This window comes from Actinomycetospora lemnae (genome assembly GCF_028737315.1).
Lineage (GTDB): Bacteria > Actinomycetota > Actinomycetes > Mycobacteriales > Pseudonocardiaceae > Actinomycetospora > Actinomycetospora lemnae.
The window spans coordinates 138,147-159,294 of the sequence record NZ_JAQZAO010000007.1; the positions used below are offsets into that span (position 1 = coordinate 138,147).

The window sequence follows — 21,148 nt, forward strand, 5'->3', positions numbered from 1 at the left end:
CGCGAAGCCGAGATCGACCCAGTCACTCAGACCCCAGACGAGGATGTCGCGGGCCGAGGCTCGAGCTAGTTCCGAGGAAGGTGGATTTCCAACGCTCTCCGTTCGGCAAGGTGGCGTCGACCGTGCGGCCGCCGGACGATGAATCGTCGCGGACGCCGAGGATCGTTCCGTCCGGCAACCGAACCCGCGGACCCCTGTATGAGCTCGGATCAGCGGGATGACCGCCCTCGCTCAGCTCGTCGTAGAGCTCGGCCAGCTCGTCCTCGGCGTCCACCTCGCGGACACGGCGCGAGTGCCCTGGCCGCCCGGCGGTCACGATCCTCTCGGGCACCGACCCGACGGGCCAGCCGCGGGCTCCGGTCTCCTCGTCGACCCGGAACGGCGCGACGCGGTCGTCGCCGAGGGCGTGGTGGGTGAGGTCGATCGCGCCCGCGCCGGCGAGCCCGACACCCGCCGCGACGCCCGCCGCCGAGAGGCCGGCGAGGGGGACGCCCACCGGGGCGCCGACCCCGGTCGCCGTCGCCGCGGTCCCCCCGACCACGCCCATGGCACTCACCCCGGCGAGGGCGGAGCCCCCGACGACCGCGATGCCCGACGCGGGGTGCTGGAGCGCCGCGTTGCCGAGCGACGCGGCGATGTTGCCGATCCCGGCCGGTGCCGCGCCGACCCCCGAGCCATCGTGGGGTGTCGTGGCGGGCGGGACGCCGGGGAGCGCGTCCGCGGCGGCGTCGACCGCGCGCGCCGCCGCCTCGTTCGCGGCGAGGGCACGCTCGAACGCCGACGCCGTCAGCGCCGGACCGTCGGGCGGCGGAGGGACTCCGGGCGCGGCCGATCCGGCACCCGCCGGGATCTGCTCGCCGCGTTCGAAGTCGCGTTGCGCGGCCCGCAGCTCCTCGGCGCAGGTCCGCAGCGGCCCGACGACGCCGGCGAGGGCGTCGGCCGCGCGGCCCAGGTCCTGGGCGTTCCCGTCCATCCGCGCCAGGGCCAGGGGCGCCGCGAGGCCCGACCAGTCCGCGGTGATCGTGCGGGCGCGGGCGGCCAGGTCGTCGCGGAGGGTGCCGAGCGCCCGGGTGGCCGACGCCAGCTGCTCGGCGGCCGCGAGCAGGGCGTCGGGGTCCCCGGCGAGCGGCATCAGCGGGGCGGCTCGAGGCCGGGGAGGACGACCGGGGGAGCGCCGGGTTCGCCGAGACCGGCGGCCGTGCCCTGGTCGGTCGCGAGGTACTCGGTGCTCGCCGCCTCGAGGGCGTCCGCGCACTCGGTGATGCTGCCGGTGACGATCCGGAGCAGGGCGTCGAGGCGGCCGGCGAGGGCGTCGGCCGCCTCGGCGAGCGGCCCGTCGCCGGCGCCCGTGGCCGTCGTCGCGGCGCCCTCGGCGGCCGGGCCGAGGGCGGCGCCCACCCGGCCGGCGTCGTCGCGCAGCAGCGCGGCGCCCCGACGCAGGTCCTCGGGTCGGACGTCCATCCCCTCCGGGACGCGGTCATGCTCACACCGCGTCGGCGGGCGTGAGGGCCGTTTCGCGGAACCACCGCGGGACGGTGCGGTTCGGGGCGGATCCTTCGGTCCTCGAAACAACCCGGCGACCCGAGCCGGTCGACAGGGTCCTGACGACCTCCGTTCCCCGGACGTCACCGCACACCTCGCCTACCATGGTGGGTCGGGCCCGACGGGATCACGAGAGCCGCGGGTCTGGAGACGAAGCGCAGCGGAGCTCGATCGTTCGGGAGGTGGGCGCGGTGAACGCCGAGGAGCGCCGCGTCGCCGTCCTGCGCGCGATCGTCGCGGACTTCGTGGCCACCAACGAGCCGGTCGGCTCGAAGGCCCTCGTCGAGCGGCACAACCTCGGCGTCTCGAGCGCGACCGTGCGCAACGACATGGCGGCGCTGGAGGAGGAGGGCTACATCGCCCAGCCGCACACCAGCGCCGGGCGGATCCCCACCGACAAGGGCTACCGGCTCTTCGTCGACCGTCTCCACCAGGTCAAGCCGCTCTCGGCCGCCGAGCGCCGGGCGATCACGACGTTCCTCGAGGGCGCGGTCGACCTCGACGACGTCCTCAAGCGCAGCGTGCGCCTGCTCGCTCAGCTCACCCGGCAGGTCGCGGTCGTCCAGTACCCGACGCTGACGCGCTCGACGGTGCGCCACCTCGAGGTCGTGCGGCTGACCCCGGCCCGGCTGATGCTGGTGCTGATCACCGACACCGGGCGCGTCGACCAGCGCGTCGTCGACCTCGGTGACGTCCTCGACGAGGAGGACGTGTCGCGGCTGCGGGCGCTGCTGAACAACGCGCTGGTCGGCCAGCCGCTGGCGACGGCCTCGCAGCGGATGTCCGAGCTGCCCGACGACGCCCCCGACGGCCTGCGCTCGCCGCTGCTGAGCGTGGCCGCGGTGCTCATCGAGGCCCTGCTGGAGCGGCCCGAGGAGCGCCTGGTGCTGGGCGGCACCGCCAACCTCACCCGGGCGGGCACCGACGCCGCGGCGCTGCACGGCATGCTGGAGGCGCTCGAGGAGCAGGTGGTCGTGCTGCGGCTGCTCACCTCCGCGAGCGACGCGGGCACGGTCACGGTGCGTATCGGTGAGGAGAACGAGTCCGAGGACCTGTGGAGCGCGTCCACGGTGTCGATCGGCTACGGAGCGGGGACCACGGCGCTGGGCGGGATGGGCGTCGTGGGGCCGACCCGCATGGACTACCCCAGCGCGATCGCGGCGGTGCGTGCGGTGGCGCGCTACGTCGGTGAGATCGTCGGGGGACGCTGAGCGCCCGCGACGCGGGCGGCGGCTCGAGAGCGACAGGACGGACGAGGACCAGCGTGGCGAAGGACTACTACGGAATCCTGGGCGTGTCCCGGGAGGCGGACGACGGCGAGATCAAGCGGGCGTACCGCAAGCTCGCCCGCGAGCTGCACCCCGACGTCAACCCCGACGCCGAGACCCAGGCGCGGTTCCAGGACGTCAAGAACGCCTACGAGGTCCTGACCGACCCGCAGAAGCGCCGCATCGTCGACCTCGGCGGCGACCCGCTGGACACCAGCAGGGGCGGCGGGGGCGGCGCCGGCGGGTTCTCCGCGGCCGGGTTCGGCGGCCTCGGCGACATCATGGACGCGTTCTTCGGCGCCGCCGGGGCCACCGGGGGACGGGGCCCGCGCAGTCGGGTCCAGCCGGGCGAGGACGCCCTCATCCGCATCGACCTCACGCTCGAGGAGTGCGCGACCGGCGTCGCCCGCGACCTCACCGTCGACACGGCGGTGCTCTGCGAGAAGTGCCACGGCGGCGGTGCCGAGCCGGGCACCCGCACCGAGACCTGCGACACCTGCGACGGCCGCGGCGAGATCCAGAACGTGCAGCGCTCGTTCATCGGTCAGGTCGTCACCGCCCGCGCCTGCCCGGTCTGCCGCGGCACCGGCGAGATCATCCCCAGCCCCTGCTCGCAGTGCGGCGGGGACGGGCGTGTGCGGTCGCGGCGCACGGTCACCGTCCAGGTGCCCGCGGGCGTCGGTGACGGCATGCGGATCCGGATGGCCAACCAGGGCGAGGTGGGCCCCGGCGGCGGCCCGGCCGGCGACCTCTACATCGAGGTCTCCGAGGAGCGCCACGACTACTTCACCCGCGACGGCGTCGACCTGCACTGCCACGTCAGCCTGCCGATGACCGCCGCCGCGCTCGGCACCACGCTCCCGCAGCGCACCCTCGAGGGCGAGGAGGAGCTGACGATCGAGCCGGGCACCCAGCCCAACACCACGCTGACCCTGCGCGGCCGCGGCATGCCCCGCCTGCGCTCCACGGGACGCACCGACGGGCGCGGCGACCTGCTGGTCCACCTCGACGTCCACGTCCCCGACCGGCTCGACCCCCGCCAGACCGAGCTGCTGCGCGAGCTCGCCGAGCTGCGCGGCGAGGAGCGCCCCGAGCTCGCGGCCCACCGCAACGGGCTCTTCGGGCGCCGGCGCTCGGGCGGCCGCACGCGGTGACCCGGCGGTGACGACGGTGAGCGCCGCCGCCTGGTCCCGCCCGGCGCTGTTCTGGGTGGACGCGCTGCCCGAGCACGGCGAGGTCGTGCTCGAGGGTGCCGAGGGCCGCCACGCCGCCGACGTGCGCCGGGTGCGGGTCGGCGAGGTCGTGCTGCTCGGCGACGGCGCCGGCACGCGGGCCCGGGCCGAGGTCACCGAGGTGGGCAAGGGCCGGGTGGCGACGTCGGTGCTCGAGCGTCGGGTGGACGACGAGCCCGCGCTGCGCATCACGCTGGCCCAGGCCCTGGTCAAGGGCGATCGCGCCGAGCTCGCCGTCGAACTGGCCACGGAGGCGGGGGTGGACGCGATCCTGCCGTGGCGCGCGGAGCGCTGCGTCGCGCGCTGGGACGACGGCACCCGCGGCGAGAAGGCGCTCGCGCGCTGGCGCTCCACGGCCCGCGAGGCCGCCAAGCAGGCCCGCCGCGCGCGGGTCCCCGACGTCGCCCCGCCCGCCACCACCGGCGACCTCGCCAAGCGCGACGCCGACGCCGTGCTGGTCCTCGAGGCCACGGCGACCGAGACGCTCGCCGACGTCGCCCTGCCCGAGCGCGGCGAGCTGGTGCTCGTCGTCGGGCCCGAGGGCGGGGTGACCGACGACGAGCGCGCGCTGCTCGCCGGCGCCGGCGCGCGCGAGGTGCGGATGGGCCCGGGCGTGCTGCGGACCTCGAGCGCCGCGGCCGTCGCGCTCGGGGCGCTGGGCGCGCGGACCGGGCGATGGGGGTGACGGATTGGGGGTCAGGATGGCGCGCCGATCGCTCCTGGGCGCGCTGGCCGGGCTGACCGGTGTGGCCGCCCTCGCCGCCTGCACCCGCGTGAGCACCCCGACCGGGGACGTCGTCATCCCGCCGACCCAGCCCGGCACCCCCGCGCCGCGGACGCTGGTCTACGGCAAGGACCCCGCCCAGTACGGGGTGCTGCACCTGCCGCCCGGGCCGGGGCCGGTCCCCGTGGTCGTCGTCGTGCACGGCGGCTACTGGCGTGCGTCGTACGGGCTCGAGCTCGGCACCCCGCTCGCGGTCGACCTCACCAACCGCGGCATCGCGGCGTGGAACGTCGAGTACCGCCGGGTCGGGGCGGGCGGGGGCTGGCCCGCGACGTTCACCGACGTCGCCGACGCCGTCGACCTGCTCGCGGGCCCGGTGCAGCAGGCCGCGGGCGGGCGCCTCGACCTCGACCGCGTCGTGCTGCTCGGGCACTCGGCGGGCGGGCAGCTCGTGACCTGGGCCGCGAGCCGGGAGCGCCTCGACGCCGGCACCCCCGGCGCGGACCCGCAGGTGCGGCCGGCCGGGACCGTCAGCCAGGCCGGCGTGCTCGACCTCGTCGCCGGGGCGGCGGCGAACCTGGGCGGTGGCGCGGTGGTCGACCTGCTCGGCGGGCGCCCGGACACCGTCGCGGACCGCTACGCCTTGGCCTCGCCGGCCGCGCTCGTGCCGGCACCCGCCCCGGTGGTGTGCGTCCACGGGGACGCGGACACGGTGGTGCCGGTGGACCAGTCGCAGCGCTACGTGACGGCCGCGACCGCGGCGCGCGGGGACGCCCGCCTGCGCGTCCTGCCCGGGGTCGACCACTTCGCGGTGATCGACCCCGACCAGCCCGCGTGGGCCGTGGTGCGCGAGGAGGTCGAGGGGCTGCTGTGAGCGGCACCCCGACCACCCCCGCGGTGGCGCTAGGATCGGTGTGAAGGACCGACGGCGAGGAAGCAGGACTGTTCAGCACGTGACCGGTGACGGAACCTCCCGGATCGTGGTGCCGGAGGCGGCGCTCCTGGCGCTCCTGGGCAAGCGCGACGAGAACCTGCGCGAGGCCGAGAGCCTGCTGGCCGCCGACGTCCACGTCCGCGGCAACGAGCTGACCCTCACGGGCGAGCCGGCCGACGTGGCCTTCGCCGAGCGGGTGTTCGCGGAGCTCGTGGTGCTCGCGAGCCGCGGCCAGCAGATCGACCCCGACGCGGTGCGGCGCTCGGTGCGCATGCTGCGTGACGAGGACGGCGAGGGTGACGGGGCGCCGTCGCCCGCCGAGGTGCTCAGCCTCGACATCGTGTCCCGCCGCGGGCGCACCGTCCGTCCCAAGACGCTCAACCAGAAGCGCTACGTCGACGCCATCGACGTCAACACGATCGTCTTCGGCATCGGCCCGGCGGGCACGGGCAAGACCTACCTGGCGATGGCCAAGGCTGTGCAGGCGCTGCAGGCCAAGCAGGTCAACCGGATCATCCTGACCCGGCCGGCGGTCGAGGCCGGCGAGCGGCTCGGGTTCCTGCCCGGCACGCTCTCGGAGAAGATCGACCCCTACCTGCGCCCGCTGTACGACGCGCTGCACGACATGCTCGACGCCGAGTCGGTGCCCAAGCTCATGGCCGCGGGGACCATCGAGATCGCCCCGTTGGCGTACATGAGGGGTCGCTCGTTGAACGACGCCTTCATCATCCTCGACGAGGCCCAGAACACGACGCCGGAACAGATGAAGATGTTCCTGACGCGCCTGGGCTTCAACTCGAAGATGGTGGTCACGGGCGACATCACGCAGGTCGACCTGCCCGGCGGCTCCACCTCGGGCCTGCGCGTGGTGCGCGAGATCCTCGACGGCGTCGACGACGTCGCCTTCGCGGAGCTGACCAGTCACGACGTCGTGCGCCACCGCCTGGTCGCCGACATCATCGACGCCTACGGCCGGTACGACGCGGCCCAGCAGCGGCGTCCCCAGGCGGTCTCCAGCGCCCCGCGTACCGGGCCGCCCGTGGGGCCGCGCAACCGCGAGCGCCGAGGACGATGACCCACCCCACCGACGAGGCCCCCATGAGCATCGAGATCGCCAACGAGTCCGGCGTCGAGGTGGCGGAGGGCCCGATCGTCGAGGTCGCGCGCTACGCCCTCGACCGCATGGGGGTGAGCCCGCTCGCCGAGCTGTCGATCATGCTCGTCGAGCTGGAGCCCATGGCCGAGCTCCACGAGCGGTGGCTCGACGAGCCCGGGCCCACGGACGTCATGTCGTTCCCGATGGACGAGTACGACTCGGCGCGCCGTCCGGACGCGCCGTCGTCGGGTCCGGCGCTGCTCGGCGACATCGTGCTCTGCCCCGCGTTCGCGGCGGACCAGGCGGCCGCCGCCGGGCACGGCCTGGAGGACGAGCTGCACCTGCTGACCGTCCACGGCGTGCTGCACCTGCTGGGCTACGACCACGCCGAGCCGGACGAGGAGCGCCAGATGTTCGGCCTGCAGGCCGAGCTGCTCGCCGACTGGCGCACCGCGCGGGCCGAGGCCGAGCGCGCCGCCCGTGAGCGCGCGGCCGCTGCCGCCCGCAGCGCGCGGGAGCGCGCGAAGGACGACCGGCTGCTCGGCACCGTCGGCCTGGACGAGTCGGGGAGCGCCTCGTCGTGACCCCCGAGCTGATCGGTCAGCTCGTCGCCGCGATCCTCCTCGTCCCGCTCGCCGGCGTGTTCGCCGCAGCGGACGCGGCGATCTCGACGGTGTCGCGGGCCCGGGTGGACGGGCTCGTGCGCGAGGGCGCGACCGGGGCCCGCGCCCTGGCCGCGATCGTCGCCGACCGCCCCCGCCACCTCAACCTGCTCATGCTGCTGCGCCTGGCGTGCGAGGCGGCCGCGACGGTGCTCGGGGCGTTCGTGGCCCTGCAGCTCATCGGCCCGGACTGGCTCGCGCTGCTGGTCGCGGGCCTGGTCGTCGTGCTCGTGTCGTACGTGCTCATCGGCGTCGGGCCGCGCACCCTGGGCCGCCAGCACCCCTACGGCATGGCGCTGGGCGTCGCCGTGCCGGTGCGGCTGCTCGCGCGCCTGCTGGGCCCGCTGGCGTCGCTGCTCATCGTCGTCGGCAACGCCCTGACGCCGGGCGTCGGCTTCCGCGAGGGACCGTTCTCGTCGGAGGTGGAGCTGCGCGAGATGGTCGACATGGCCGAGCGCGGCGGTCTCGTCGACGACGACGAGCGGGCGATGATCCAGTCGGTGTTCGACCTGGGCGACACCCGGGTGCGCGAGGTCATGGTGCCGCGCACCGAGGTCGTGTGGATCGAGCGCGAGAAGACCGTGCGCCAGGCCCTGGCCCTCGCGCTGCGCAGCGGCTACTCGCGCATCCCGGTGATCGGGGAGAACGTCGACGACACCGTCGGCGTGGTGTACCTCAAGGACCTGGTGCGGCGCACGCTCGACGACGACGCGCCCGCCGACGGCCCGGGTGCGGTCGGCGAGGTCATGCGGCCGGCGAGCTTCGTGCCCGACTCTAAGCGCGCCGACGCCCTGCTGCGCGACATGCAGCGCGACCGCAACCACATGGCGCTGGTCGTCGACGAGTACGGCGGCACGGCGGGCCTGGTGACCATCGAGGACCTGCTCGAGGAGATCGTCGGCGAGATCACCGACGAGTACGACGCCGCCGAGCACCGCCCCCTCGACCACGTCGACGAGAACACCTGGCGGGTCGCCGCGCGGCTGCCGGTGGAGGACCTCGAGGAGGCCACCGGCACCGAGTTCGACGTCGAGGACGTCGACACCGTGGGCGGGCTGCTCGCCCAGCGGCTCGGGCGCGTCCCGCTGCCCGGCGCCGAGGCCGAGATCGCCGGGCTGCGCCTGCGCGCGGAGGGCGGCGAGGACGCGCGGGGCCGCATGCGCATCCGCAGCCTGCTGGTCTGGCGCACCCCGGGCGAGGAGACCGGGGAGTCGCCGGCCGACGGGGCCCCGGCCGACGGGACCAGGACGTCGACCGGCGACGATGCGGGGGACACCGACCGCGCCGAGGGCGACTTCGCCCAAGCCGGAGCCCCGACCGGCGCCCGCGACGGAAAGGACGACCGTGGCTGACGCTGCCACCCTCACCGACCCGGTGGCCCCCGACGCGCTCGACGCCGAGGACGCCAAGATCGTGACCCTCGCCCGGTCGGCGCGCGCCCGCACCGGCGCGGCGCACGGCGCGGCGGTGCGCGACAGCGACGGCCGCACCTACGCCGCGTGCACCGTCGCCCTGCCCTCGCTGTCGCTGACCGCGCTGCAGGCGGCGGTCGCGGCGGCCGTGGCGGCGGGCGCGCCGGGCCTGGAGGCGGCGGCCGTCGTCGGCGTCGAGGGCCTCGAGGGCGGCTTCGACGACCCGGGCCTCGCCGCGGTCGCCGACGTCTCCGCGGGCGCGTCGGTGCTGGTCGCGGGCCCGGATGCGGCGGCGGTGCACCGGGTGGCCTCGTGAGCCGGCCAGGGCACCGCCCGGTGGCGCCGAGCCCGCACCACGACGTCGTCGTGGTGGGCGGGGGCATCGTCGGGTTCGCGGTGCTGCACGAGCTGCTCGCCGCCGGGCACACGTCGGTGGCCCTCGTGGAGCGCGAGCACACGCCCGGCACCCACCAGACCGGGCGGAACTCCAACGTCATCCACTCCGGGCTGTACTACGCGCCGGGCTCGCTCAAGGCGCGCCTGGCCGTCGCGGGCTGCGCGGAGACCAAGGAGTTCTGCGCCGAGCACGAGCTGCCGTACCAGGAGTGCGGCAAGGTCGTCGTCGCGACCGACGAGGCCGAGCTGCCGCGGATGGCCGAGCTGGTCCGCCGCGGGCGCGCCAACGGCGTCGAGGTGCACGAGATCGACGAGGCCGGGGTCCGCGAGCGCGAGCCCGCCGTCGCCGCGATCGCCGGGCTGTGGGTGCCGTCGACGGGCATCTGCGACTACGGCGCGATCACGCAGAAGCTCGCCGACCTCGCCGTGCAGCGGGGCGCGGTGCTGCACACCGGGCGGGCCGTGCGCTCGGTGCAGCGGCGGCGCCACGACACCGTCGTGCACACCGACCGGGGCGACCTGCTCGCCGGCCAGGTCGTCGTGTGCGCGGGCCTGCGCTCCGACGAGATCGCCCGCGCCTCGGGCTTCGACCCAGGCGTGCGGATCGTGCCGTTCCGCGGCGAGTACTCCGACCTGGTCGGGCCGATCGGCGAGGCCGTGCGCGGGCTCGTCTACCCGGTGCCCGACCCCGCGTTCCCGTTCCTCGGCGTGCACGCGACCCGCGGCGTCGACGGGTCGGTGCACGTCGGCCCGAACGCCGTGCTCGCCCTGGCCCGCGAGGGCTACGACTGGCGCACGCTGCGGGTGCGCGAGCTCGCCGGGACGCTCACCGACCCCGGCTTCCTGGCGCTCGCGGGCAAGCAGTGGCGCTACGGGCTGGGGGAGATGTACCGGTCGCTGTCGCGACGGGCGATGGCCGCGGCCGTGGCGCGGATGCTGCCCGGGGTGACCGCCGACGACCTGCAGCCGCCGCACGACGTGGCCCGGCGGGCCGGGGTGCGGGCCCAGGCGATCCGGCCGGACGGGTCGCTGGTGGACGACTTCCTGTTCGTGCAGGACGGGTCCCCCGACGACGGGCCGAGCGTGCTGCACGTGCTCAACGCGCCCTCGCCCGCGGCGACCGCGGCGCTGCCGATCGGCCGGGAGATCGTGGCGCGGCTGGAGGGCAAGAGTGTCGACGCCTGAGTCGCCGGGAGACGCAGCGGAGCGGAGCTCGACCCATCAGGACGGCTTCCGTTCGGGGTTCGCCTGCTTCGTCGGCCGCCCGAACGTCGGCAAGTCGACGCTGACGAACGCGCTGGTGGGGCAGAAGGTCGCGATCACCTCGTCGCGCCCGCAGACGACGCGGCACGCGATCCGGGGCGTCGTGCACCGCGAGGACGGGCAGCTGGTGCTCGTCGACACCCCCGGCCTGCACCGTCCGCGCACGCTGCTGGGGGAGCGGCTCAACGACGTCGTGCACACGACGTGGGCCGAGGTCGACGTCATCGGCTTCTGCGTGCCCGCCGACCAGGCGGTCGGGCCGGGCGACCGGTTCATCGCCTCCGAGCTGGCGAAGGTCACCGCGAAGACCCCGGTCATCGGCATCCTCACCAAGACCGACCTCGTGCGCCCCGAGGTGATCGCCGAGCGGCTCCTGGCGCTGCAGCAGCTCAGCGAGACCCTCGGGCACGAGTTCGCCGAGATCGTCCCGGTGTCCGCGTCGTCGGGCCACCAGGTCTCGCTGCTGGCGGACCTCCTGCTCGCGCGCATGCCCCCCGGCCCGCCGCTCTACCCCGAGGGCGAGCTCTCCGACGAGCCCGAGACCACCCTGATCGCCGAGTTCGTCCGCGAGGCCGCGCTCGAGGGCGTGCGCGACGAGCTGCCGCACTCGCTGGCGGTGGTCGTCGAGGAGATGACACCGGGCAAGGTCCTCACCGTGCGCGCCGAGATCTTCGTCGAGCGCGACAGCCAGAAGTCGATCGTGATCGGCAAGGGCGGCTCGCGGCTCAAGCACGTCGGCACCGAGGCCCGCCGGCAGATCGAGGCGCTGCTGGGCGAGAAGGTCCACCTCGACCTGTTCGTCAAGGTCGCCAAGGACTGGCAGCGCGACCCCCGCCAGCTCCGCCGCCTGGGCTTCTAGAGCCTCGCGAGGTGTCTCAGCCTGGCGTCCACGCTGGCACTCAGAGCCAGGAAAGCCCCCACGATCACCCGAGCAGCGCGAGATCGCCGGGCTGGCCCTGTACCTCGCACGCGTCCTCCGTCAACGGGACGAGCCCGATCGTCGACGGCGGCTGGGAGCTCACGAACCACCCCGATCCGCGACCCGTGGTGCACGCCTCGCCGCCGTCGGGGTGCGACGATGAGGGCGTGGGCTTCTATCGCGACACCGGGGTGGTGCTGCGGCTGCAGAAGCTCGGCGAGGCCGACCGCATCGTCACCTTCCTGACCCACCGGCACGGCAAGGTGCGCGCCGTCGCCAAGGGCGTGCGGCGCACGAGCTCGCGGTTCGGGGCGCGGCTGGAGCCGTTCGGCCACGTGGACCTACAGCTGCACACCGGCCGCAGCCTCGACGTCGTCACCCAGGTGCAGACCCTCGACGCGTTCGGCGGCGACCTGACCGGCGACTACCCGCGCTACACCGCCGGCTGCGCCCTGCTCGAGACCGCCGACCGGCTCACCTCCGAGGAGGGCGAGCCCGCCCGGGAGCTGTTCCTGCTGCTCGTCGGGGCGCTGCGCGGGCTCGCCGGCGGCTCCCGCGACCCCTACCTCGTGCTCGACGCCTTCCTGCTGCGCGCGATGGTCATCGCGGGCTGGGCCCCGGCGATCACCGAGTGCGCCCGCTGCGGCTCCGAGGGCGCGCCGTACCACCGCCGCTTCTCGGTGCCCGCGGGCGGCGCGGTGTGCGAGCCCTGCCGGCCGTCGGGCGCCGTCGTCCCGTCCGAGCCGACCTGGCGGCTCCTCGAGGCCCTGCGCGACGGCGACTGGAGCACCGCCGAGGGCACCGACGCCGCCGCCCGCCGCGACACCGCGGGCCTCGTCGCCGCCCACCTGCAATGGCACCTCGAGCGGACCCTGCGCTCCCTGCCGCTCGTCGACCGCCGCGGCGGCGTCCCGCGCGTGGACCTCGCGGCGGGCGCGGGGCTGGAGGTGGACGATCTGAGCGAAGGGACCCTTCGCTCGGAAGAGCCGGCGGAGGGCGCCCCTCGCCGGGACGACGTCGGCGAGCATTCGAGCGAAGGGCCCCTTCGGTCAGGACAGAAGGCCGGCGCGACCCCCGAGGCCGCCCGGTGAGCCCCCGCGTGCGCCCCGAGCGGGGCCGCTCGCACCGCCCGCTGCGCGGCCGCGACGACCCGACGGTGATGGCGCCGACCCCGCACCCCAGCGGCGCCACCCCGCCCGCCATCCCGCCCGAGCTGGTGCCGAACCACGTCGCGCTGGTCATGGACGGCAACGGGCGCTGGGCCAACCAGCGCGGGCTGCCGCGGATCGAGGGCCACCGGCAGGGCGAGGGCCAGCTGCTCGACGTCGTGCGCGGCTGCATCGACATCGGCGTCAAGTGGATCTCGGCCTACGCGTTCTCCACCGAGAACTGGCGGCGCAGCCCCGACGAGGTGCGCTTCCTGCTCGGGTTCAACCGCGACGTCATCCGCCGCCGCCGCGACGAGATGCACGCGATGGGCGTGCGTGTGCGCTGGTCGGGGCAGCGGCCGCGGCTCTGGCGCAGCGTGATCAAGGAGCTCGAGACCGCCGAGGAGATGACGCGGGACAACGACGTCGTCACCCTCACCATGTGCGTCAACTACGGCGGTCGCGCGGAGATCGTCGGCGCCGCGAAGGAGCTGGCGCGGCGGGCGGCGCGCGGGGAGATCGACCCGGAGCGCATCGACGAGAAGGCCCTCGCCCGCCACCTCGACGAGCCCGACATGCCCGACGTCGACCTGTTCCTGCGCAGCTCGGGGGAGCAGCGGACGTCGAACTTCCTGCTGTGGCAGTCGGCGTACGCCGAGATGGTGTTCCTCGACACCCTCTTCCCCGACTTCGACCGGCGCCACCTCTGGGAGGCGTGCGAGATCTACGCCCGGCGCGACCGTCGCTACGGCGGCGCCATGGACCGAGCCGAAGGGACCGGCACCTCGTGAGCCGTGAGGCCGCCACCACCGCGAGCCTGCTCATCACCGCCCGCGAGGCGATGGAGCAGTTCGTCGACGTGCACGTGGACGACGACGGCGCGCTGTCGTTCCGCAGCGGCGCCGTGCCGTGCGCGATCCAGGGCGTCGAGCTGGTCGAGGGGCTCGCCGTGCTGAGCCTGACCTGCGTCGTGGCCTGGGACCTCACCGACGCCGAGACCCCGCGGGTCGTCGCCGAACGCGCCGGTCAGGGGCTGTTCGGCACCCTCGGCGCGGTCGCGACCGACCGGGGCTGGGACGTGACCTTGCGCTACGCCTTCCCCGCCGAAGGGCTCGCGGTCGGGCCGCTCGGGACGCTGCTGCGCCTCGTGGTGTCCACCGCGGAGCAGGTCCGGGCGGACCTCGTCCCCGGCGACTGACGTCTCCACGGCCGCCGCGGCTGCGGCGTCCGGTCGAGCTCCCGGCCCAGCGACTTCGGCGCCCGTCCCCAACCCTCCCAGCTGTCCCCAGGCGCAGGGCGGGGCCTCGGAGGGCGCGGTGATCGGCTGGCAGCATCACGGGCCGTGAGCGCCCCCCGACCGACCGACACGCCACCGGCGACGTGGCGCGGCTCCGGGTCGCTCGTGGTGCTCTGCGGAGCCCTCCTCGCGGCGACGGCGCTGCAGGGCCCGCTGGTGGGGCTGCTCGACGTCGGGGTGGTCCGGACGGCGGCCACGGTGTTCGTCGCGGTGTGCGTGCAGGCGCTGCCGTTCCTCGTGCTGGGGACGCTGCTGTCGGGCGCGATCGCGGCGTGGGTGTCGCCGGCGGTGCTGCGCCGGGTGCTGCCCACGCGCCCGGCCCTCGCCGTCCCCGTGGCGGGCGCGGCCGGGCTGGTGCTGCCGGGGTGCGAGTGCGCGTCGGTGCCGGTGGCGCGCCGGCTGGTCGCCCAGGGCGTGCCCGAGGCCGCGGCGCTGGCGTTCCTCCTCGCCGCCCCGGCGATCAACCCGGTCGTGCTGGTCGCGACGGCCGTGGCGTTCCCCGACCACCCCGAGATGGTCCTCGCGCGCCTCCTCGGCTCGGCCGCCACGGCGGTCGGCGTGGGCTGGCTGTGGAGCCGGTTCGGGCGGGCGGAGTGGATCGCCGCGCGCGTGCGCCGCCCACCGCCGGACGACGGGACGCCGCGGTGGGCGGTGTTCGCCGAGACCGTGCGCCACGACGTCGTCGACGCCGGCGGCTTCCTCGTGCTGGGCGGGCTCGCGGCGGCGGTGATGACGGTGGTCGTCCCGCAGAGCTGGCTCGACGGGCTCGCCGGGCACCTCGTGCTCGCGGTCGCGGTCATGGCGGTGCTGGCGGTCCTGCTCGCCCTGTGCAGCGAGGCCGACGCCTTCGTCGCGGCGTCGCTCTCGGCGCTGCCGCTGCTGCCGCGCCTGGTGTTCCTGGTCGTCGGGCCAGCGGTCGACGTGAAGCTCGTCGCCCTGCAGGCCGGCGCGTTCGGGCGGGCGTTCGCGGCCCGGTTCGCCCCGCTGACGTTCGTGGTCGCGGTGACGTCCGCCCTGGTCGCGGGCCTGCTCGTACTGGGCGGCCCGCGATGAGCCGCGACACCCAGCACGTGCTGCTCGTGCTCGTCGGCGGAGTGCTGATCAAGATCGTGCTCGACGGGTCGTACCTGCGCTACGTGCGGCCGTGGTCGGCGACGCCGGTGCTGGTCGCCGGCGTGGTCCTCGTCGCCGTCGCGGTGGTGGGGCTCGTGCGCGACCTGCGGGGCCTGCCGGTCGGGGACGGTGGGAGCCACGGGGAGCACGACGGCCACGAGCACGACGGCCACGAGCACGACGGCCACGGGCACGTGGGCCACGGGCACGGCGCCCGCGCCGGGCCCGCCGCGTGGATGCTCGTGCTGCCGGTACTCGCGCTGCTGCTCGTCGTGCCGCCGGCGCTCGGGTCGGCGGCGGTCGGCGGGGTGGGGGCGCGCGCCGCGCCGATGGCCGCGGTGCCCGACGACCCGCTGCCGCCGGGCGAGGCGCCGCCGCTGGGGTTGCTGGAGGTGGTCTCGCGCTCTGCCGCCGACCCGCACGGGGTGCTCACCACACGTGACGTCACGGTCAGGGGCTTCCTCGTGCCGGCGCGCACGCCGCCGCCGGGGAGCGCGCCGGTCGACCTGGCGCGCCTGGTGATCACCTGCTGCGCCGCCGACGCGTCCGCGGTGCGGGTCCACCTCGCCGACCCCGGGGGCCTGCTCGACGGTCTCGGACCGGCCGCGGACGGGGGCGGTGGCGGGAGTGGTGGCGGGAGTGGTGACGGGAGTGGTGACGCGGGCGACCGGTGGGTCGCCGTGCGCGGTCGGGTCGTGCCCGGCACGGGCACCGCGGCCGACGGCCACGTGCCGACACTCACGGTGACATCGTTGTCGCTGGTTGCCACGCCCGATCCGGTGTACGAATACTGACCGAACGCGGCGTCGCGACACCGAGCGTCGGAAAGCGGGATGAACCGCAGAAAGCAGCCGTAGACTCCAGCGTCCGTCGAGCATGCGGAGAGGAGGGGCGTCTCTCGAGGCCAGGGAGGCGCGACTCGCGATGACACAGGATCTCTCGACACCACCGGGCGCCGGAGCCGGGCCGCCCGGCGGCGAGCCGGACGTCCCGGCCGTGAGCGCGGCCGACCGCAGGCACGGCACCGACTGGGTGGTCTTCGGAGTCGGCGCCGCGCTCGCCGTCATCTTCGTCGCCTGGGGCGTGATCGGCACCGAGAGCCTCAGTGCCGTGTCGAGCGCGATGCTCAGCGGCGTCATCCGCGGCGGCGGCTGGGGCTTCATCCTCGCCGCCACCGGGTTCGTGTTCTTCGCGCTGTGGCTCGCGTTCAGCCGGTTCGGCCGCATCCGTCTCGGCCGCGACGACGAGCAGCCCGAGTTCCGCACCGTGTCGTGGATCGCGATGATGTTCAGCGCCGGCATGGGCATCGGCCTGATGTTCTACGGCGTCGCGGAGCCGCTGTCCTTCTTCACCGAGCCGCCGCCCGGGTCCGTGATGCCCGGTGACCAGGTCGGCGCCCTGCGCACGGCCATGGCCACCTCGCTGTTCCACTGGACGCTGCACCCGTGGGCGATCTACGCGGTGGTCGGCCTCGCGATCGCGTACTCGACGTTCCGCAAGGGCCGTCGCCAGCTCATCAGCTCCGCCTTCATCCCGCTCATCGGCGAGAAGGCGGCCAACGGCGTGCCCGGCCGCATCATCGACATCATCGCGATCTTCGCGACGATCTTCGGCTCCGCCGCCTCCCTCGGGCTCGGCGCCCTGCAGATCGGCGGCGGTCTCGACGTCACCGGGTTCCTGCCCGGCGCGGGCAACGAGGTGCTCGTGCCACTGATCATCGTCCTCACCGCGGCGTTCGTGCTCTCGGCGGTGTCGGGCGTCGCCAAGGGCATCCAGTGGCTGTCGAACATCAACATGGTGCTCGCCGGCGTGCTGGCGCTGTTCCTGTTCGTCGTCGGCCCGACGGTGATCATCCTCGACCTCATCCCCACCGCCGTCGGCGCCTACATCGGCGACTGGGCCGAGATGGTCGGGCGCACCGAGGCCACCGGCGGCGAGGCCATGCTCGAGTGGCTGAGCTCGTGGACGGTCTTCTACTGGGCGTGGTGGATCTCCTGGACCCCCTTCGTGGGCATGTTCCTGGCCAAGATCAGTCGGGGCCGCACGATCCGCCAGTTCGTCGGCGGCGTGATCCTCGTGCCCAGCCTCGTGAGCCTCGTGTGGTTCGCGATCTTCGGCGGCACCGCGATCAGCCAGCAGCAGGCGGGCCTCAACCCGGCCGCGGCCGACACCCAGGACCAGCTCTTCGCCGTGCTCGGCGCCTACCCGTGGGCGACGTTCACGGGCCTGCTGGTCATGGTCCTCGTAGCGATCTTCTTCGTCTCCGGGGCCGACGCCGCGTCGATCGTCACCGGCACCCTGTCCCAGCGCGGCACCGACGAGCCGTCCCGGTGGGTCGTCATCTTCTGGGGCTCCGTGATGGGCGCCGTGGCGATCATCATGCTGCTCGTCGGCGGCGAGGACGCGCTGTCCGGCCTCCAGAGCCTGACCATCCTGGTGGCGGCGCCGTTCGTCGTCATCATGGTGTTCCTCTGCGTCGCCTTCATGCGCGACCTCAACCACGACCCCGTGATCCTGCGCGAGCGCAAGGGCCTCGAGGTCATGGAGCAGGCGATCGACCACGGCACCGACAAGCACGGCGAGGACTTCTACCTGCACGTCCAGGCCTTCCCGACGCCGAAGGCTCGGCAGCGCTCGGGTGACTCGGGTGGCCCGACGTACGCCGAGGTCTACGGCGTGCAGGACCCGTTCTCGACGGGAGAGACCCCGGCCGTGCCCGCGGATCCGGACGAAGCCCGGGCCCGGGCCGCACGGCACCGCGCGAGCCGGAAGGACGACGACCCGGCGGGCACCGAGGTCGTCGACACCGGTCCCGGCCCGCGCACCGAGACCGCCGGGCGGCCGTCGGCCGACCGCGAGTAGTCAGCACCACCGACCGAGAGCCGGGTCCCCACGCGGGGCCCGGCTCTCGTCGTCTCCGGGACGCGCCCCGGGTCGCATCGCCGGGACGCGTCCCCCAAGGCCGTGCGAACGAGGGACTCCCCGGCTGCCCGCCACGCAGCGGGGGTGACCCTCGCCGCCACCACCGGCGGCCCCGGGGAGGGCTCAGCCCGCGGCGCGGCAGGCGGCGCAGATGCCGAGGATCTCCACGGTGTGGGAGATCTCGGCGAAGCCGTGCTGGGCGGCGACGCGGTCGGCCCAGTGCTCGACGGCGGGGCCCTCGACCTCGACGGTCTTGCCGCAGACGCGGCAGACCAGGTGGTGGTGATGGTGCTCGGAGCAGCGGCGGTAGGACGCCTCGCCCGTGCCGGTGCGCAGGACGTCGATCTCGTCGGCGTCGGCGAGCGCCTGCAGGGTGCGGTACACCGTGGTCAGGCCGATGCCCTCGCCGCGGCGCCGGAGCTCCTCGTGGATCTCCTGCGCCGACCGGAAGTCGCTGAGCTCGTCGAGCAGCCCGGCGATCGCCGCCCGCTGCCGCGTCGCGCGCAGGCCCGGCACCGAGGGCGCGCGGGGTCCGGAGGTCGTCACGACTCCTCCTCCACGTGCGCGACGGCGTCGACGACGATGTGGGCGAGGTGGTCGTCGACGAGGCGGTAGACGACCTCGCGCCCGCGCCGGTCGCCGCGCACCACCCCGGCCGCCTTGAGCACCCGCAAGTGCTGGCTGATCAGCGGCTGGGTCACCTCGAGGGCGTCGACCAGCTCGTGGACGCAGCGCGGCGAGCTGCGCAGCTGCAGGACGATGGCGATCCGCACGGGCGCGGCGAGGGCGCGCAGCAGGTCGCCGGCGGCGACGAGGGCCGCCGACCCCGGCGTCTCGGGCCCGGGGAACCCGCGGTCGGGGAGAGCGGGGGCCTCGTGCACGCCCGCCGGGTCGGCCGCCGTCGGCCGTGAGGGCGCCGTCACCGCAGCACCAGCCCGATCGCGATGGCGACGAGCACGACGAGGACGAGTACGCGCACCGCCCGCTCGTTCGTGCGCAGCCGTGGCCACGTCGCCGCCAGCAGCACCGCGACGCCGACCGCGAGGAGCCCCAGGAGGACCGCGCCGGGCACCCCGCCGACGATCACACCGACGGCGAACACGACCACCACGACGGCGAACACCGCGACCGCCGGCACGCGTGCGAGCGGCCCCTCACCGGGCAGCATCCGGCCGCGCCGTCCGGCGAAGGGCGTGCGCGCCCGTCCCGGTCCGCGAGAGCTCACCGCTGCCTCCCGGCCATCTCCTCCGCCGACGGGGCCTGCACCCCGACGTTGTCCCTCCCGATAATGGCATCCGTTGTCGACCTGCGGGGGAGGACACCGGATGCTGCTGGTCTGCCGGTTCGCGCCGGATGCGGGGGAGGCCCCGGCGTTCCTGGAGCGCGCCCGGCGTGCCGTCGCCCTGCTCGCCGCCCAGCCCGGGTGCGAGGGCGTCGACCTCGGTCGGGCGATCGAGGAGCCCGGGCGCTGGGTCCTCGTCGCCCGCTTCGCCACCGTCACCGCGTACCGCCGCGCCCTGCAGCCCTTCGACGTGCGCGAGCACGTGGTGCCGCTGCTCTCCGAGGCGCTCACCGACGAGCCCGCCGCGCACGAGCGCGCCCTCGTCGCGGGCCCCGACGGCGTCACCGAGCACCCGAGCCTGCTCAGCGACCGCTGACCCCCGCGCCGCCGCCCGACGGCCGCTGCTGGTGCGCTCGCTACGCTGGGTGCACCCGCTCGGCCAGCGTGCCCGGCCGGCGGGCAGCGCGACCCAGCATCACCTCACGATTCCCCGGAGTACCACCGTGCCCACCCCCACCGGCAGCGCCCGCATCGAGACCGTGGTCAACCTCTGCAAGCGCCGCGGCTTCGTCTTCCCGTCCGGGGAGATCTACGGCGGGACCCGGTCGGCGTGGGACTACGGCCCGCTCGGCGTGGAGCTCAAGGACAACATCAAGCGCCAGTGGTGGAAGTCGATGGTCACCGGGCGCGAGGACGTCGTCGGCCTCGACTCCAGCGTCATCCTCCCGCGCCAGGTGTGGGTGGCCTCGGGCCACGTCGACGTGTTCACCGACCCGCTGGTCGAGTGCACCAACTGCCACCGGCGCTTCCGCGCCGACCAGCTCGCCGAGGACTTCAGCGAGCGCACCGGCGGGCCGTCGCTGGAGACCGTCGACGCCGAGGGCAAGGTCGGCTACGACCTCTCGACGGTGCCCTGCCCGAACTGTGGTGTGCGCGGCGAGTACACCGCGCCGCGCGAGTTCAACATGATGCTCAAGACCTACCTCGGCCCGGTGGAGTCCGAGGAGGGCCTGCACTACCTGCGGCCCGAGACCGCGCAGGGCATCTTCGTCAACTTCGCCAACGTCATGTCCGCCGCGCGCAAGAAGCCGCCGTTCGGCATCGGCCAGATCGGCAAGAGCTTCCGCAACGAGATCACGCCCGGCAACTTCATCTTCCGCACGCGCGAGTTCGAGCAGATGGAGATGGAGTTCTTCGTCGAGCCCGGATCCGACGAGCAGTGGCACCAGTACTGGATCGACGAGCGCACGCGCTGGTACACCGACCTGGGGATCGCCGCGGACAACCTGCGGCACTACGAGCACCCCAAGGAGAAGCTCTCCCACTACTCCAAGCGCACGGTCGACGTGGAGTACCGGTTCCAGTTCAACGCCGGCCAGGAGTGGGGCGAGCTCGAGGGCATCGCGAACCGCACCGATTTCGACCTCACGACCCACACCAACCACAGCGGCGTCGACCTGAGCTACTACGACCAGGCCACCGACTCCCGCTACCGGCCCTACGTCATCGAGCCCGCCGCGGGCGTCGGCCGGCCGATGATGGCGTTCCTGCTCGAGGCCTACACCGAGGACGAGGCGCCCAACGCCAAGGGCGGCGTCGACAAGCGCACGGTGCTGCGCCTCGACCCGCGACTCGCGCCCGTCAAGGCCGCGGTGCTGCCGCTGTCGCGCAACGCCGACCTCTCGCCGGTGGCGCGCGACCTCGCGGCGACCCTGCGCAAGCACTGGAACGTCGAGTTCGACGACGCCGGCGCCATCGGCCGTCGCTACCGCCGCCAGGACGAGATCGGGACGCCGTTCTGCGTGACGGTCGACTTCGACTCGCTCAACGACCAGGCCGCGACGGTCCGGCACCGCGACGCCATGACGCAGGAGCGCGTGTCCCTCGACCAGCTCGAGTCCTACCTCGCGGCCCGGCTGATCGGCTGCTGAGCCGCGC

At 74.8% G+C, this 21,148-nt stretch carries 23 protein-coding genes; 18 read left to right on the forward strand and 5 right to left on the reverse strand.

Annotated elements, in window-relative coordinates:
* Positions 1–22: 22 nt before the first annotated feature.
* Positions 23–1,132 carry a hypothetical protein gene (locus PGB27_RS17265; RefSeq protein ID WP_274201621.1) on the reverse strand — a complete coding sequence of 370 codons (1,110 nt, stop codon included), beginning with the start codon at positions 1,130–1,132 and terminating at the stop codon, positions 23–25.
* Positions 1,132–1,461, reverse strand: coding sequence for a hypothetical protein (locus PGB27_RS17270; protein WP_274201622.1), 330 nt, complete (start codon positions 1,459–1,461; stop codon positions 1,132–1,134). Before PGB27_RS17270 ends, PGB27_RS17265 begins: the two co-directional genes overlap by 1 nt.
* A gap of 272 nt (positions 1,462–1,733) precedes the next feature.
* Here PGB27_RS17270 and hrcA point away from each other — a divergent pair, with 272 nt between their 5' ends.
* The 16 genes from hrcA to PGB27_RS17350 all read left to right on the forward strand — a co-directional run bounded on the left by hrcA (position 1,734) and on the right by PGB27_RS17350 (position 17,868).
* On the forward strand, positions 1,734–2,753 hold the full coding sequence (hrcA, locus tag PGB27_RS17275; protein WP_274201623.1) for a heat-inducible transcriptional repressor HrcA: 1,020 nt from the start codon (positions 1,734–1,736) through the stop codon (positions 2,751–2,753).
* 53 nt (positions 2,754–2,806) lie between these two features.
* Positions 2,807–3,964 carry a molecular chaperone DnaJ gene (dnaJ, locus tag PGB27_RS17280; RefSeq protein ID WP_274201624.1) on the forward strand — a complete coding sequence of 386 codons (1,158 nt, stop codon included), beginning with the start codon at positions 2,807–2,809 and terminating at the stop codon, positions 3,962–3,964.
* Between the two features lie 16 nt (positions 3,965–3,980).
* On the forward strand, positions 3,981–4,727 hold the full coding sequence (locus PGB27_RS17285) for a 16S rRNA (uracil(1498)-N(3))-methyltransferase (RefSeq protein ID WP_274201625.1): 747 nt from the start codon (positions 3,981–3,983) through the stop codon (positions 4,725–4,727).
* Positions 4,728–4,743: 16 nt separating this feature from the next.
* Positions 4,744–5,640: an alpha/beta hydrolase gene (locus PGB27_RS17290; RefSeq protein WP_274201626.1), complete on the forward strand. Its 897-nt coding sequence runs from the start codon at positions 4,744–4,746 to the stop codon at positions 5,638–5,640.
* Between the two features lie 79 nt (positions 5,641–5,719).
* Positions 5,720–6,775 carry a PhoH family protein gene (locus PGB27_RS17295; RefSeq protein WP_274201627.1) on the forward strand — a complete coding sequence of 352 codons (1,056 nt, stop codon included), beginning with the start codon at positions 5,720–5,722 and terminating at the stop codon, positions 6,773–6,775.
* A 23-nt stretch (positions 6,776–6,798) separates the two neighbouring features.
* Entirely contained in the window at positions 6,799–7,380 is a 582-nt protein-coding gene (gene ybeY, locus PGB27_RS17300) for an rRNA maturation RNase YbeY (protein WP_274201628.1), read from the forward strand.
* Positions 7,377–8,810, forward strand: a complete 1,434-nt coding sequence (locus tag PGB27_RS17305; protein ID WP_274201629.1) for a hemolysin family protein — start codon at positions 7,377–7,379, stop codon at positions 8,808–8,810. The genes ybeY and PGB27_RS17305 overlap by 4 nt, the downstream gene beginning before the upstream one ends.
* Positions 8,803–9,186, forward strand: coding sequence for a cytidine deaminase (locus PGB27_RS17310; protein WP_274201630.1), 384 nt, complete (start codon positions 8,803–8,805; stop codon positions 9,184–9,186). The genes PGB27_RS17305 and PGB27_RS17310 overlap by 8 nt, the downstream gene beginning before the upstream one ends.
* Positions 9,183–10,451: an L-2-hydroxyglutarate oxidase gene (gene lhgO / locus PGB27_RS17315; RefSeq protein ID WP_274201631.1), complete on the forward strand. Its 1,269-nt coding sequence runs from the start codon at positions 9,183–9,185 to the stop codon at positions 10,449–10,451. The genes PGB27_RS17310 and lhgO overlap by 4 nt, the downstream gene beginning before the upstream one ends.
* On the forward strand, positions 10,438–11,388 hold the full coding sequence (gene era, locus PGB27_RS17320) for a GTPase Era (protein ID WP_274201632.1): 951 nt from the start codon (positions 10,438–10,440) through the stop codon (positions 11,386–11,388). The genes lhgO and era overlap by 14 nt, the downstream gene beginning before the upstream one ends.
* Positions 11,389–11,615: 227 nt before the next feature.
* Positions 11,616–12,539, forward strand: a complete 924-nt coding sequence (recO, locus tag PGB27_RS17325; RefSeq protein ID WP_274201633.1) for a DNA repair protein RecO — start codon at positions 11,616–11,618, stop codon at positions 12,537–12,539.
* Between the two features lie 68 nt (positions 12,540–12,607).
* Positions 12,608–13,387, forward strand: a complete 780-nt coding sequence (locus PGB27_RS17330) for an isoprenyl transferase (protein WP_274201829.1) — start codon at positions 12,608–12,610, stop codon at positions 13,385–13,387.
* Positions 13,384–13,794 carry a hypothetical protein gene (locus PGB27_RS17335; protein WP_274201634.1) on the forward strand — a complete coding sequence of 137 codons (411 nt, stop codon included), beginning with the start codon at positions 13,384–13,386 and terminating at the stop codon, positions 13,792–13,794. The genes PGB27_RS17330 and PGB27_RS17335 overlap by 4 nt, the downstream gene beginning before the upstream one ends.
* A gap of 144 nt (positions 13,795–13,938) precedes the next feature.
* Complete coding sequence (locus tag PGB27_RS17340) at positions 13,939–14,946, forward strand: permease (protein ID WP_274201635.1); 1,008 nt, start codon at positions 13,939–13,941, stop codon at positions 14,944–14,946.
* Positions 14,943–15,800 (forward strand): DUF1980 domain-containing protein, encoded by an 858-nt coding sequence (locus tag PGB27_RS17345; RefSeq protein ID WP_274201636.1) that lies wholly within the window; start codon positions 14,943–14,945, stop codon positions 15,798–15,800. The genes PGB27_RS17340 and PGB27_RS17345 overlap by 4 nt, the downstream gene beginning before the upstream one ends.
* Positions 15,801–15,930: 130 nt before the next feature.
* Positions 15,931–17,868 carry a BCCT family transporter gene (locus PGB27_RS17350; protein WP_274201637.1) on the forward strand — a complete coding sequence of 646 codons (1,938 nt, stop codon included), beginning with the start codon at positions 15,931–15,933 and terminating at the stop codon, positions 17,866–17,868.
* A 183-nt stretch (positions 17,869–18,051) separates the two neighbouring features.
* Here PGB27_RS17350 and PGB27_RS17355 read toward each other — a convergent pair whose 3' ends face one another.
* The 3 genes from PGB27_RS17355 to PGB27_RS17365 are packed head-to-tail and all read right to left on the reverse strand — an operon-like array spanning position 18,052 to position 19,153.
* Complete coding sequence (locus PGB27_RS17355; protein WP_274201638.1) at positions 18,052–18,474, reverse strand: Fur family transcriptional regulator; 423 nt, start codon at positions 18,472–18,474, stop codon at positions 18,052–18,054.
* Positions 18,471–18,851 carry an ArsR/SmtB family transcription factor gene (locus PGB27_RS17360; RefSeq protein ID WP_274201639.1) on the reverse strand — a complete coding sequence of 127 codons (381 nt, stop codon included), beginning with the start codon at positions 18,849–18,851 and terminating at the stop codon, positions 18,471–18,473. The genes PGB27_RS17355 and PGB27_RS17360 overlap by 4 nt, the downstream gene beginning before the upstream one ends.
* Positions 18,848–19,153 (reverse strand): DUF6703 family protein, encoded by a 306-nt coding sequence (locus PGB27_RS17365; RefSeq protein WP_274201640.1) that lies wholly within the window; start codon positions 19,151–19,153, stop codon positions 18,848–18,850. The genes PGB27_RS17360 and PGB27_RS17365 overlap by 4 nt, the downstream gene beginning before the upstream one ends.
* A gap of 100 nt (positions 19,154–19,253) precedes the next feature.
* Here PGB27_RS17365 and PGB27_RS17370 point away from each other — a divergent pair, with 100 nt between their 5' ends.
* Together PGB27_RS17370 and PGB27_RS17375 are read left to right on the forward strand one after the other, a co-directional pair.
* A complete protein-coding gene (locus PGB27_RS17370) occupies positions 19,254–19,586 on the forward strand; it encodes an antibiotic biosynthesis monooxygenase family protein (protein WP_274201641.1) in 333 nt (110 codons plus the stop codon).
* Between the two features lie 127 nt (positions 19,587–19,713).
* The gene (locus PGB27_RS17375; RefSeq protein ID WP_274201642.1) at positions 19,714–21,141 is read left to right on the forward strand and encodes a glycine--tRNA ligase; all 1,428 of its coding nucleotides are present in this window, start codon (positions 19,714–19,716) and stop codon (positions 21,139–21,141) included.
* Positions 21,142–21,148: the final 7 nt, after the last annotated feature.